Here is a 13,165-nt window from a genome sequence, read left to right as displayed (position 1 = left end):
TCACTCCGAAGTCGATTGCACGGTGGCGCGCGAGCGCTCCACGAAGCGGTGCGAGAAATACGTGCCCAGGCCGACCACGACCACGGCCAGCACGCCCAATGCCGCACCGGGTCCTCGCCCCGAGATGCTTTGCATGTACAGGTAGATGCCGTAGCTCATGGGCGCCTGGCTCTGGGCCGAGGCCAGCATGATGGTGGCCGACAGCTCCACCGCCGCCGTAATGAAGCTGGTGACGAAGCCGGCCAGGATGCCGCCGGCCATCAGCGGCACCATCACGCGCCGTATCACGCTGGTGCGGCCCGCGCCCAGGCTTTGCGCGGCCTCCTCCAGCGAGATGTGCACCTGCTGCAGCGCCGCCATGCACGAGCGCAGCGCATACGGCAGCCGCCGCACCGCATAGGCCAGCATGATCAGCACCCAGGTGGTGACGATTGGCGTATCGGTGAAGGGCAGGTTTACGCCCTTGAACAGCCGCAGGTAGCCGATGGCCAGCACCAGCCCCGGAATCGCCAGCGCCACCGAGGCCAGGTAGTCCAGCCACTGCCGGGCAGGCAGCCGGGTGCGCAGGATCAGGTAGGCGATGGCGGTGCCGATCACCACGTCGATGCCCGCCGCCATCAGGCAGTACAGCAGCGTGTTGCCGATCATGTAGCCCGAGTCGGTGAACACCGTGGCGTAGTGCTCCAGCGTATAGCTGTCGGGCAGCACCGAGAAGCTCCAGACCTTGGAGAACGACATCAGCAAGATGCCGATGTGCGGCGCCAGCACCACCAGCAGCACCAGGGCGATCCAGCCATAGGCCAGCAGCGCCTCCCAGGCCGACAGCCGGCGCTTTTGCAGCGCGCTGCCGCCCTTTTGCAGCGTGGCGTAGTCCTTGCCCTTCATCACCCGCGCGGCCAGCCACAGGGCGACGATGGAGAACGCGATCATGATCACGCTGATCACATAGCCCAGCGGATCATCGAGCCCCACCGAGGTGATGCGCAGATAGGCCTGGGGCGCCAGCATATTGGTCACGCCCATCACCAGCGGCGTGCCCAGGTCGTCGAACACCTTGACGAACACCAGGGCCGCGCCCGCCAGGTAGCCGGGCATGGCCAGCGGAAAGATCACGCGCCGGAACAGCCGGAAGCCACGCGAGCCCAGGTTCAGCGCCGACTCCTCCATGGCCCCGTCGATATTGCGCATGGCCGCCACGAGGTTGAGCAGGATGAACGGGAAGTAGTGGATGCTCTCCACGAAGATCACGCCCGTCAGCCCCTCCATGATGGGCACGGTGAAGCCGAACCAGTCGTCCAGCAGCAGGTTGACCGAGCCGCTGCGCCCGAAGATCAGCTGCAGCGCCACCGCCCCCACGAAGGGCGGCATGATCAGCGGCAGCACGCCCAGCGTCTGTATCAGCAGCGCGCCCCGGAACTCGAAGCGCACGGTCAGGTAGGCCAGCGGCACGGCGATCAGGCTGGCGAAGAACACGCTGGCCAGGGACACGCCCAGGCTGTTGAAGAACGACTCGCGGAAGACGGTCTGGCCGAAGAAATTGCCGAAGTGCCCCAGCGTGAGCCCGCCGCCTTCATTGATGAAGGCGGTGTAGACCACCATGCCCACGGGCACGATGAGAAAGGCCAGCAAAAAGGCCAGGATCAGCGCGAAGGCCAGCCACGGCCCCCAGCCCGACGGAATGCGCCGTGCGCGCGCAGCAAGGGGGGCGGCGCCGGGCGCCGCCATGGAATCGATGCTCATGCGAATGCTCCGCAGCGAAAGAGACTGTCAAGGGGAGTGCATGCAGGCGCCCGGTGCCGGGCCCCTGCGCCACCTACCACGCCACCTACTGCGCCACCTACCGGGCCAGGCCGCGCGCCTCGGCCGCCAGCTTGGCCGCGCGCTCGTAGTTGGCACGCGCCTTGTCGGCCCACATCTGCTCCAGGCCCGTCAGCTCCTTGGACACGGCCACATCGCGCCGGCTCTTGCGGAACAGCTCCAGGAACTGCTCGTCCTTCACATTGGCTTCGCCCACCAGCGGCGAGTAGGCGATGTCGCGCGCCTGCGCCAGCAGCTCCTGTCCCTTGGCATTGGGCTTGGCCTGCAGGGCCTTGTGCGCCTCCTGGATGGCGCGCGTGGCCGCCTGCAGCTCCTTGAGGCGGAAGGTCACCATCTGGTCGAAGAGGCTGATCACCACGGCATAGCGCGACTCGGACAGATTGGCATCGAACTGCACCTTGGCGCGCTGCGCCACCTCCTGCGGCACGGGGTAGCCGGCCGGCGCCTTCAGCTGGCTGTAGGGCAGGATGGGCAGGCGGCTGATCTTGGGGTCGAACAGCAGCTGCTGGCCCGGCACCGACATGGTGAAGGCCATGAACTTGCGCGCCTCGTCGGCATTCTTGGCGCCCGCGATCAGCGCGATGTTGGCCGGCACCACGGCCGTCATCGCCGGGTAGGCGAAGTCCACCGGAAAGCCCGAATACTTGCCCGCCAGCCCGAAGAAATCGATCACGATGCCTATGCCGTACTGGCCGTTGTTCACGCCATCGGGCACGGCAAAGCTGCGGTCGGTCACGGCGGCGGCGTTGCCCATCATGGACAGCAGCTGGCGCCAGCCCTTGTCCCAGCCCTCGCCCTGCAGGATGGTCTCCACCGTCAGCTGCGTGGTGCCCGAGCGCGAGGGCGAGGAGATGGCGATGTGGCCGAAGTACTCGGGCCGCGTCAGGTCGCTCCACTCCTTGGGCGCCGCCAGCTTGTGCGCCTTCAGGTAGCGCGTGTTCCACATGATTCCGTAGCCGGCCAGCGCCTGGCCGTAGTACAGGCCCTGCGGGTCGTTGAGCGGGTAGTTGCCGATCTTGGCGGGCGCGGCCGGATTGCGCGTCTCGGGCGCGGCGGTCAGCAGCTTGTTGCGCGCCAGCACCTCGAAGGCATCAGGGGCGCTGGCCCACATGATGTCGGGCCGCTGGCCCTCGGGCAGCTCGCGCACATAGGCCACGGCGGCCGTGGTGTTCTTGTTCAGGATCTCGATCTTGATCCCCGGATTGGCCGCCTCGAAGGCCTTCTGGTAGGCCGTGGTCAGCTCCTTGGGAAACGAGGTCAGCACCGTCACCGTGCCGGCCTGCGCCGCCATGGCGGCGCCCCACAATCCTGCGGCCATGGCGGCCGTCAGCCATCTGCGTTGCTGCATTGCTGTCTCCTTCGGGTTGTTGTGCGGTCGATCTGCAACCCACTGTAGGCAGCGCCGGCCCGGCCGGCCAATCATTGTTTCTGATGCCGTGCATCAGCGGCGGCGGCGCTCGGGTTAACCCGGCGCGAAAGCACAAGCACGGCAAAGAGCACAAAGACCATGCCGGCAGCCTAGTCCCAATTTGGGACTAACATCCACCCATGCACATCGTGGCCCGTTCCACCCTCGTCAATTTCTACAGCAGGCCGGAGCATGCGGATGCCAAAGGACCGCTTGAGGCGTGGTTCGACATGGCCACCCGCGCGCAGTGGACCTGCCCCCAGGACGTGAAGGACCAGATCGGCAATGCCAGCATCGTGGGCAACAACCGGGTCGTGTTCAACGTCAAGGGCAACGACTACCGCCTGATTGCCGCCATCGCCTACAGGCAGCAGTGGCTGTACATCAAGTTCATAGGCACGCACGCGCAGTACGACAAGGTGGATGCCGCCACAGTGGACCAGAGCCTGCAATGAAAGGAATGACCATGGAAATCCGCCCCATCCGGACCGAGCAGGATTACAGGACAGCACTGACCGAGATCTCGCAACTGATCGACAAGGACCCGGCCCCGGGAACGCCCGACGGCGACAGGCTGGACATTCTCGGAACGCTGGTTGAGGCCTACGAGGCCAGGCACTACCCCATCGCTCCCCCCGACCCTATCGATGCGCTGCGCCTGCTCATGGAGTCCCGGGGCATGACGGTCAAGGACCTGGTGCCCTACATCGGGCAGACCAACCGCATCTACGAAATACTCAACCGCAGCCGCCCCCTGACGCTGAACATGCTCTACAGGCTTCATGACCTGGGCATACCGGCCGAGAGCCTGCTGTCCCGCCCGCGCACCGCCGCCCCGGAAAGCCACGGTTGATGCCCACCCCGGCCGGGAGGCGTGCTGGCGCACCGGGAAATCCCCAGCCACCGCTGTCCCGCCCCTGACTGCTGCACAGCAGCAAACCGGAATAATCGGCGGGATGCTGCAAGCCCCCTCTTCCCTCCCCGCCACGGCCGCTGAAGAAGCGCCCATCTACGCTCCCACACGCCCCTGGCGCTCGCGCATGGTGCCGGTGCGCACCATGGAGTACCACGTGCGCGAGTGGGGACCTGTGGATGGCGATCCCGCGCTGGCGCCGCTGGTGCTGGTGCACGGCTGGATGGATGTGGCGGCCTCCTACCAGTTCGTGGTCGATGCCTTTGGCGAGGCCTTCATGGCGGGGCGCCGCATCATTGCGCCGGACTGGCGCGGCTTCGGCCTGAGCCGGCCGGCCTGGCCTGCCGACCGGCATGACTTTGCCGACTACCTGGGCGACCTGGACCATCTGCTGGACACCCTGGCGGGCGATACGCCCGTGGACCTGGTGGGCCACAGCATGGGCGGCAACGTGTCCATGATGTATGCGGGCGCGCGGCCTGCGCGCATACGCCGGCTGGTCAACCTCGAAGGCTTCGGCATGCCGGCCACCCGGCCAGACCAGGCGCCTGCGCGCTATGCGCAGTGGATGGACGAGTTGCGCCAGCTGCGCAGCGGCGGCATGGAACTCAAGAGCTATGACAGCGTGCAGGACGTGGCGCGCCGGCTGATGAAGACCAACCGCCGCCTGCCCGAGGACAAGGCGCTGTGGCTGGCCCACCACTGGGCGGCGCCCAATGCGCAGGGCCGCTGGGAAATCCTGGGCGACACGGCGCACAAGCTCATCAGCGCGCAGCTGTTCCGCGTGGAAGAAATCCTGGCCCTGTACCGTGCCATCACCGCGCCCGTTCTGGCCATCGAAGCCAGCGACGACAGCCTGGGCATGTGGTGGAAGGACCGCTACACGCTGGCCGAGTACCACGAGCGCATCGGGCAGATTGCCGACTGCCGCACGGCCGTGGTCCAGGACGCCGGCCACATGCTGCACCACGACCAGCCGGCGGCCGTGGCCGGGCTGATCGAGCAATTCCTCGGCACCTGAGGCCTGCGCGCGCCGCTGCTGCAGCCTGCTGCAACCTACTGGGGCCGCAGCATCATGGAATGGCGCCAGCGCGCGGGCGCCATCTGCAGCGGCCGGTAGCGGCCGTCGGCCCATTCGGCAGACATGTCCGCATAGCGGCTGGACAGGGCCACGCCGCTTTGGCCGGTCTGGTAGATGAACAGCGAGCGCTCGGGCTCGGCCAGGTCGTAGATGGCGCGCAGCGATGCCGCATGGCGGTTGGCGAACGGCGCCCTGGCATCGCCGGGCAGGTACTGGCCCACGTTGACGGTGTAGCTGTCGCCGCCCGATGGCACGCTGACATTGAAGATGCCCGCCAGCAGCCCCACGCTGCCCAGCGGCCGGTGGCTGCTCAGGGCCGCATGCACCGCGCCCCAGCGCCAGCGGCCCAGGTCGCTGCCCTGCGTGGCCTGCAGGCGCGCCAGCGCCCGGTCCAGCGCCTGGCTGACCTGGGCGCTGCAGCCCGCCGCTGCGCACCACCAGCCATCGCGGCGCTCCAGCATGCCTTCGATGCCCGCGCGGTAGTCGCGCTTGCCATAGGTGGCCGCAAAGGTCTGGGCGCCAATGCGCGGGATCACCAGGCCGCGCGTGAGTTCGTCCACCCAGGCGGCAAAGATCAGGGGCGCGGCCTGCGCGGCATCCATGCGGCCGTCGAACTGCGCCATCACCCGGCGCGCCTGCCCGGCCAGCGGATGTGTGGCCGGCGCTTCGTCCAGGGCCTTGAGCATTTGCGGCAGCAGGGCACGGGCGGCCAGCGAGGTCTGGTCGTTCTGGATGGAGGCCATGCTGACCACGTCGTGCCTGTCCTTCGCATCGATGAGTTCGGTGATGCGCTGGTGCCGGTACGGCAGGCTCCAGTCCTGGGTGAGGAAGTGGGCATAGCCCTCGCGCGTGATGCGCTGGTTGGCGGTGGCCAGATAGCCCTGCGCCGTTCCATCGTCCTGCGGGGCCTGGTCGTAGGGCAGCCAGCCCTGCCAGTCGTAGCGTGCCTCCCAGCCCGGCGCGGGCGCCACGCCGCGCAGGTCGTTGTCGGCCGCGCGCAGCGGCACCCGGCCTGCGGCCTTGAAGCCGATGTCGCCATGGACATCGGCCGCGACGATGCTCTGCATGGGCGAGTGGTAGTCGGCAAAGGCCTCGAACAGCTGGGCCACGCTGCGCGCCTCGTTGGCGCGCAGGCCGGCCTGCACGGTGAGGTTGTCGGTGTCCAGCGCCGCCCAGCGCAGGGCCACGGCGTAGCGGCGCTTGTCGAGCACGGCCTCGTACTGGGGCTGCACATCGCTGATCACAGGACCGTGGCGCGTGCTGCGCAGCGTGAGCTGCACATCGGCCCGGCCCTTGACCCTGATGCGCTCGCTGCGCTCGGTGAAAGGCGCCCAGCCGTCCGGCGTGCGGTAGCGGCCCGGGTTGCCTGGATCGATCTGCTCCAGGTAAAGATCCTGCACATCGGGATTGGTGTTGGTAAAGCCCCAGGCCACCTCGCGCGTGCGCCCCAGCACCACGAAGGGCAGGCCCGGCAGGGTGGCCCCCACCACATCGATGGGCGCCAGCGGCGTACCGTCCTGCGCATGGCCGGCGGGCGACTGCAGGCGCGCGTAGTACCAGATGGCGGGCGCGCTCAGGCCCAGATGGGGATCGTTGGCCAGCAGCGGCTTGCCGCTGACCGTACGGCTACCCGACAGCACCCAGTTGTTGCTGCCCTTGCCGTCGTTGGTGCCCGCATCGCGCACCATGTCGCGGGACCAGCGGGCCCAGGCATCGCTCGCCTCGCCGGCGGCAGCCACCTTGGGCGCAGACGCCTCCTGTGCCTCCTGGCGGTACACGCCCAGGCCCCGGTAGAGGGCCGCAAGGTCGGTGGAGGTGGCCGGCGCCTCGCCCGGATAGGGTGGCATCAGCTGCCACAGCTGCTGTGTGTCCAGTTGCGAGAGCGCGGCCAGCCGCGCGAACTCGTTGCCCCAGTTGCCGCCCAGGTCCAGCGCCATCATCAGCGCCCAGCCCACGCTGTCCTCGGGCGCCCAGGCCGAGCTGTCGCCTCCGCCCGGCGTGGTGCCCAGCAGCATGAATTCGGGCACCTGCGGATGCTGGCGCATGGGCAGGGCCGCATAGAAGGCCGCGATGCCCTCGCTGTAGGCCTGCAGCGCCTCGCGCGCGTTGGCGGGCAGGGATGCGTACTGGCGCCGCGCCGCGCCGCGTATGTCCAGCGCACGCATGAGCTTGTCGGTATCCAGCGTGGCCGGCCCGAGGACCTCGGACAGCGTGCCGTGCATCAGGCGGCGGTTGAACTCCAGCTGCCAGCCGCGCTCCTGCGCATGCACATGGCCCAGCGCGCGCCACAGGTCCTGCGGCGTGAAGGCGCTGATGTGGGTGATGTCGGCCTCGTCGCGCCGCACACGCACGGGCTGCTCCAGGCCGGCCAGCGTGAGCTGTCCGTCGAGCACCGGCTGCACGCGCACGGCATAGATGGCCACCGCGCTGCCGGCCAGCAAGGCCGAGCCGACCAACGCCACGGCGCCCACGCTCCACCATCGCGAGTTCAGGATTCGCATGATTCCCATTCTTCTCCCTTCCCCCTGCTTTTTTTTCATATCGTAGCGTTGCAGTTTGTAGCATATGAACTGGTCCATTGCTCACATTGCTCACGACGAATCGTCAGCAAGTCTGGCCCCGCCTTCAGGCGACAATCAGCGCCCGCCCTGCGCAGTTGGATGCAGGGCGCCAGACAGAAACAGGAAGTACCAGGAATGTGGCCTTTCAGCCTCTTGAAGAAGCTCAGCCAGGACCCGCCCGTGGGCCAGCCCCGTGGTGACTACATAGGCTGCTACCTGCTGGGAACCGAGGCGCCGGGCCAGGCCGGCGTCAGCTACGTCTCGCTGGCCACCACGCGCGAGCAGCTGCAGGCCGATGCCCGCGCCTACCTTGAAGGCTTCGTGCGCGACCACCCCGAAGCGGCCGACACCGACCTGTCCGCCATCCGCTCCCTGCTGGAGAACCTGCCCCAGCGCCTGGACGCCCACCTGTGCGGCGACACGCGCGCGCCGCTGGCCGAGCAAGGCGGCACCGTGCTCTTCCTGCGCACCGGCATGCGCGCCCGCCGCAAGGAAAACGGCCGGTATCTCGAATAGCAGTCAGCCCCCACCGCCACCGTACAGAGCCTCAAAAACTGGCGCGGCCAAGAACAAGGGACAGCGAGCAAGGGCCTACGCCGGCCGCGCCGCCCCCCCGCGAAGCGAGAGGGGGAAGGCGCGCAGCGCCTCAGGGGGAGTTCTGCTTGTGCACGTCTTGCCAGCGCAGCATGTCGGTCACGCGCTCGGCCTTGTCGGCATCAAAGCCCAGGCGCTCCGCCCGCTCGGCCGGATTGGCCCAGGTGCCGAACAGCAGGTCCCAGACGGGCAGGCCGTAGTTCTGCGCATGGTGGCCGTACTGGTGGTGCACGGTGTGCATCTCGGGCCGCTGCACGATGTATCCCAGCCAGCGCGGCGTGCGGATGTCGGCATGCAGGAACAGGTCGAACGCCCCCGTGAGGCCGATGGCGAAGGCGGCAGCCAGCGGGCTGGCCCCCAGCACCCAGTAGCTGGACAGCGCGCTCAGCAGCACGGCGGCGGCCGTGTCCATGGGATGGGCGAAAAACGCCGTGAGCGCCTCCACGCGCGGCGCGCTGTGGTGCAGCTGGTGGAACAGGCGCCACAGCGTGTCCGACCGGTGCGTGGCGCGGTGCCACCAGTAAAAGACAAAGCTGGTGAGCACAAAGCTCAGTGCGCCCACGGCCCAGGCCGGCCATTGCCGGCCCACGTCCAGCAGCGCATGGCGGCGGATGCCGTCCGAGAACAGATGGCCTACCGCCAAGGTGGTGGCCAGCGTGCCCAGGCCCAGCAGCGTGGACAGGATCAGCCAGCGCCGGTCGCAATGGTTGCGCGAGGCCGGCGCGATCACCTCGCGCGTGAAGATGCCGACGAACATCAGCGCCAGCAGCGGGTAGGCCGCGAACTCCCACGTCTGCAGCATGCCGTCTGCTCCTTGCCGCTCAGTGCACGTGGCCCCAGTAGATCAGCGCATCGCGCCCTTCGACCGACAGCGACACGGGCGCGCCCACGGGCAGCATCACCTTGGTCGGCACATGGCCGTAGGGCAGGCCCTGCAGCACGGGGCACTTGACCTGGCTGCGCAGCCAGTCGATCACGGTCTGCAGCTTGAAGCCCTTGTCATGCGAGCTGAGCTTGAACTCGCTGAACTGGCCGAACACGATGGCCTTTTGCTGGGCCAGCACGCCCGCATGCAGCAGCTGGGTCAGCATGCGCTCCACGCGGTAGGGATGCTCGCCCACGTCTTCCAGGAACAGGATGCCGCCCTTGATCTGCGGGAAGTACGGCGTGCCCAGCAGGGACACCAGCACGGCCAGGTTGCCGCCCCACAGCGTGGCGCCGCCGCTGATGTAGAAGTCCTTGACGGCAGGCTTGCCGTCTTCGCGCAGGCCGATCTTCGGCATCTGCCAGCCTGCGCCCTCGCCCTGGCCGCTGAGCAGGTCGTTGAAGCAGTCCAGCATGATGTCGTCCACGCCGCCCTCGGCATCGGGGCGGCCGAAGTCGTGCACCAGCAGCGGGCCGGCCCAGGTGGTGGCGCCGGTCCTGGCCAGCAGGGCCAGCGACAGCGCCGTGAAGTCGCTCAGGCCCACGAAACGCGTGCCGCCTGCGATGGCCTTGGCCACGGCCTTGTACTTGATGCCCGGCAGGATGCGCGTGAGGCCGTAGCCGCCGCGCGTGGGCAGCGCCAGGTCGGCACCGCTGGCCGCCGCACGGTCGATGGCCGCCAGGCGCGTGGCGTCGTCGCCGGCAAAGCGCTGGTGGCTGCTCAGCGCATCGGCATCGATCTCCACCTGGTGGCCCATGGCCTCCAGGCGGCGCACGGCCCGCTTGAAACCGGCCTTGTCGCGCACGGCGCCGGCGGGCGAGTAGATATAGATGTGGCGCGGACCCTGGTCATGCGCGTGGCCGCAGCAGCTGCCGTCGGCGGCGTGCACATGCTCGTGGTCGTGGGCATCCCCATGGTCATCGACACGCCCGTGGCCATGCGCGCAGCACTGGCCGTCGGCTGAATGCACATGCTCGTGCGAGTGATCTGCGGGAGCAGAAACGGGGGCTGAAACGGTAGCGGTAGCGGCTGCCGTTTTGCGGGGGGTGCGGGAACTGCGCGAAGTGGCCAAGGTGGTTCCATGCCGGCCCTGGCCGGCATGCTCCATATTGCAAGGGGAGTGAAGACGGGGACCTGGCGCCGCGCAGCCCCGGCAAGGGGCCGGCGGCGCTGGCCTATGGGCGGAAGTATTCCACAGCGTCGGCCACCATGCCGGCTGCGCACAGGGGAACCCAATGGCCGCACGGGGATAGGCGCAGCTGCGCTGGCGGCAGCTGTGGCAGCGCCTGCAGCCAGGCCTGTCGCCATGCGGGCGCGGGCAGCAGCACATCGTGCTCGCCGCCTTGCACCCACAGGCGCTGCTGCTGGCTCCACTGCGCCAGCAACGCCATCGGCAGCGCAGGCATTTCGGCCCGCACGCGGGGCCAGGCCTGCAGCGCGGCGCGGTGGCCGGGTTGGGAAAACGGCAGGTTCCAGGCCTGCGGCTGTGCGCCGGCCTCCTCGCCCACCTCGCACATGGCGCGGCCCACGGGCCATGACGGCTTGCGCGCCGCCTGCGCAAACCATTGCATGCAGGCATCGGGCGCCGGGCCTGCGGGCCAGGCATTCATGAGCCAGGCGCCGCAAAAACGTGCGGGCTCGGCCTGCGCCACGGCCAGGCCCAGGTGCGCGCCATCGTCATGGCCGACCAGCACGATGTTCCGCAGGTCCAGCGCCAGCACCAGCTCGCGCAGCACTTGCACATGCCAGGCCGCGCTGTGCGCCTTGTCCTTCTTGGGCTGGTCGCTGCGGCCAAAGCCCGGCAGGTCGGGGACCACCACGCGATGGCCGGCCTGGAGCCACCCGGGCAGCACGGGCTGGAACAGCTGGCCCCATGCCGGGCTGCCGTGCAGGCACAGCCAGGTCAGCGGTGCATCGTGCGGTCCTTCATCGACCACGGCCAGGCGCAGGCCTGCCAGCGCCGGCAGGTCGCTGCGCCACTGCGGCTGGGCAAAGCCGCCGAAGGTGGAATCCGCATGGCGCAGCGCCGTGTCCTTGAGCGGATGCGGCTGGGCCGCGCGCTGCTCGGCGCGGCGCGTGCGAAAGAAGTCCGACATCAGGGCCGCGCATTCGCCGGCCAGCACGCCGCGCGTCACCTGCGTGTGGTGGTTGATCTGCGGCAGCGCAAACACGTCCAGCACCGATCCGGCCGCGCCCGTGCGCGGCTCGGCCGCGCCATAGACCACGCGGCCCAGGCGCGCATGCAGCATGGCGCCGCTGCACATGGTGCACGGCTCCAGGGTCACGTAGAGCGTGCAGTCGTCCAGCCGGTAGTTGCCCAGGTGCGCGGCCGCATCGCGCAGCGCCAGCACCTCGGCATGGGCCGTGGGATCGCCGTGGGCCACGGGCGCGTTGCGGCCCCGGCCGATGATGGCGCCGCCCTTGACGATGACGGCGCCCACGGGCACCTCGCCCGCCCCGGCAGCGGCGCGTGCCAGCTCCAGGGCGGCGCGCATCCAGGCCTCGTCGTCGGCCTGCGGCAAGAAAGGGTGTTCGGCAGCCACGTTGTCAGCGCGTCAGGGCAGCGCCTTGCGCACGCCCTGCGCGTAGTGGTACAGCGTGACCACCGGCGCCTGCAGCTCGCCCTGGGGCGTGAAGGCAATCGGCGCCGTCACGCCCTCATACCGGGTCTGGCGCAGATAGGGGATATAGGCATCGGGCCGGATGGAATCGGCCCGCACCATGGCCTGGGCCAGCACCATGGTGGCATCGTAGGCGTAGGGGCTGAAGACCTGGTACTGGTCGGCAAAGCGCTGGTCATAGCGCTGCTTCCAGGCAGCGCCGCCCGGCATGCGCTCCAGCGGGCTGCCGCCGACGGCGCAGGTCACGTTGCGCAGCGGCGCCGCGTTGCCGGCCAGCTCGGGCAGGCGCAGCGTGCACTGGCCGTCGCCGCCCAGAAAGCGCACCTTGTCCATGGCCAGCTGGGCCATCTGCCTGAGCATGGGGCCGGCCTGGGCATCCAGGCCGCCGAAGAAGATGGCGTCGGGCTTCTTGCCCTTGATGGCCGTGAGGATGGGGACGAAGTCCGTGGACTTGTCGCCGGTGTACTGCTTGTCCACGATCTCGATGCCCTGCTCGCGCGCCTGGGCCTCGAACAGCGCCACGATGCCCTGGCCGTAGGCCGAGCGGTCATCGATGATGGCCACGCGCTTGACGCCCAGCTTGCCCACGGCGTGGGACACCAGCGCATCGACCATGGCGCGGTCGTCGGCGATCACGCGGTACGTGGTGTCATAGCCCGACTGGGTGATGGCCGGGTTGCTGGCCGCCGGCGTGACCATGACGATGCCGCAGTCCTGATAGATGGACGTGGCCGGCAGCGTGGTGCCCGACTGCAGGTGGCCGACCACGGCCGCCACCTTCTTGTCGCACAGGCGCCGGGCCAGGGCCACGGCCTGGCCGGGGTCGCCGCCGTCGTCGCCGGCCTCCAGCTTCCAGTGCAGCTTGCGCCCGCCGATCTCCAGGCCCTTGGCATTGAGATCGTCCAGGGCCATGCGCACGCCGTTTTCCTCATCCTTGCCCAGGCTTGCAATGGGGCCGGACACCGGCCCGGCATGGGCAATGCGCACCACCAGGGGCGCATCGGCTGAACCCGGTGCAGCGGGCGCAGCGGGTGCAGCGGCCGTACCGGGTGCAGCCGCCGCAGCGGAAGCCCCTGCCGCCTGCCCGTTGGCCGGGCCGCTTCCCGGCAGCGCCCAGGCCAGGCCGCCGCTGCCCAGCATGGCGCACAGCAGGGCCGAGCCGGCCCACGGGAAATGGCGAATCGAGGCGTGCATGGCAACTCCTGGAAAAAACGGTCAATCAGTGAAACGGCGCCTTGGCCAGC

At 69.0% G+C, this 13,165-nt stretch carries 11 protein-coding genes; 4 read left to right on the top strand and 7 right to left on the bottom strand.

The features are described 5' to 3' along the window. Complete coding sequence (locus ACF8LI_RS08085; RefSeq protein ID WP_016451410.1) at nucleotides 1-1,740, bottom strand: iron ABC transporter permease; 1,740 nt, start codon at nucleotides 1,738-1,740, stop codon at nucleotides 1-3. A gap of 97 nt (nucleotides 1,741-1,837) precedes the next feature. Next, on the bottom strand, nucleotides 1,838-3,166 hold the full coding sequence (locus ACF8LI_RS08080; protein ID WP_016451409.1) for an ABC transporter substrate-binding protein: 1,329 nt from the start codon (nucleotides 3,164-3,166) through the stop codon (nucleotides 1,838-1,840). 200 nt (nucleotides 3,167-3,366) lie between these two features. On the opposite strand from ACF8LI_RS08080, the gene ACF8LI_RS08075 reads away from it, so the two are divergent. From ACF8LI_RS08075 to ACF8LI_RS08065, 3 genes are all read left to right on the top strand, one after another. Continuing rightward, nucleotides 3,367-3,681, top strand: coding sequence for a type II toxin-antitoxin system HigB family toxin (locus tag ACF8LI_RS08075; RefSeq protein WP_013801561.1), 315 nt, complete (start codon nucleotides 3,367-3,369; stop codon nucleotides 3,679-3,681). An 11-nt stretch (nucleotides 3,682-3,692) separates the two neighbouring features. After that, on the top strand, nucleotides 3,693-4,079 hold the full coding sequence (locus ACF8LI_RS08070; RefSeq protein ID WP_047469413.1) for a type II toxin-antitoxin system HigA family antitoxin: 387 nt from the start codon (nucleotides 3,693-3,695) through the stop codon (nucleotides 4,077-4,079). A 103-nt stretch (nucleotides 4,080-4,182) separates the two neighbouring features. Beyond that, nucleotides 4,183-5,160, top strand: coding sequence for an alpha/beta fold hydrolase (locus ACF8LI_RS08065; protein WP_017404109.1), 978 nt, complete (start codon nucleotides 4,183-4,185; stop codon nucleotides 5,158-5,160). Between the two features lie 35 nt (nucleotides 5,161-5,195). On the opposite strand, the gene ACF8LI_RS08060 is transcribed toward ACF8LI_RS08065, so the two are convergent. Further along, nucleotides 5,196-7,730, bottom strand: coding sequence for a penicillin acylase family protein (locus tag ACF8LI_RS08060; RefSeq protein ID WP_392414485.1), 2,535 nt, complete (start codon nucleotides 7,728-7,730; stop codon nucleotides 5,196-5,198). 186 nt (nucleotides 7,731-7,916) lie between these two features. Here ACF8LI_RS08060 and ACF8LI_RS08055 point away from each other — a divergent pair, with 186 nt between their 5' ends. Beyond that, nucleotides 7,917-8,297 (top strand): hypothetical protein, encoded by a 381-nt coding sequence (locus ACF8LI_RS08055; protein ID WP_016449227.1) that lies wholly within the window; start codon nucleotides 7,917-7,919, stop codon nucleotides 8,295-8,297. 130 nt (nucleotides 8,298-8,427) lie between these two features. On the opposite strand, the gene ACF8LI_RS08050 is transcribed toward ACF8LI_RS08055, so the two are convergent. The 4 genes from ACF8LI_RS08050 to ACF8LI_RS08035 form a co-directional block, all read right to left on the bottom strand. Continuing rightward, entirely contained in the window at nucleotides 8,428-9,177 is a 750-nt protein-coding gene (locus ACF8LI_RS08050) for a sterol desaturase family protein (RefSeq protein WP_392414484.1), read from the bottom strand. Between the two features lie 19 nt (nucleotides 9,178-9,196). After that, nucleotides 9,197-10,189 (bottom strand): LD-carboxypeptidase, encoded by a 993-nt coding sequence (locus ACF8LI_RS08045; protein ID WP_034399682.1) that lies wholly within the window; start codon nucleotides 10,187-10,189, stop codon nucleotides 9,197-9,199. 286 nt (nucleotides 10,190-10,475) lie between these two features. Then, nucleotides 10,476-11,795, bottom strand: coding sequence for a tRNA adenosine(34) deaminase TadA (gene tadA, locus ACF8LI_RS08040; RefSeq protein WP_392414490.1), 1,320 nt, complete (start codon nucleotides 11,793-11,795; stop codon nucleotides 10,476-10,478). A 60-nt stretch (nucleotides 11,796-11,855) separates the two neighbouring features. Continuing rightward, entirely contained in the window at nucleotides 11,856-13,115 is a 1,260-nt protein-coding gene (locus ACF8LI_RS08035) for a branched-chain amino acid ABC transporter substrate-binding protein (RefSeq protein ID WP_392414483.1), read from the bottom strand. Nucleotides 13,116-13,165: the final 50 nt, after the last annotated feature.

This window comes from Delftia sp. WSY_12, assembly GCF_043104645.1.
GTDB lineage: Bacteria > Pseudomonadota > Gammaproteobacteria > Burkholderiales > Burkholderiaceae_C > Comamonas > Comamonas tsuruhatensis.
The sequence above is the reverse complement of the archived record's forward strand: the minus strand, read 5'-3'. Positions and strand labels throughout refer to the sequence as shown.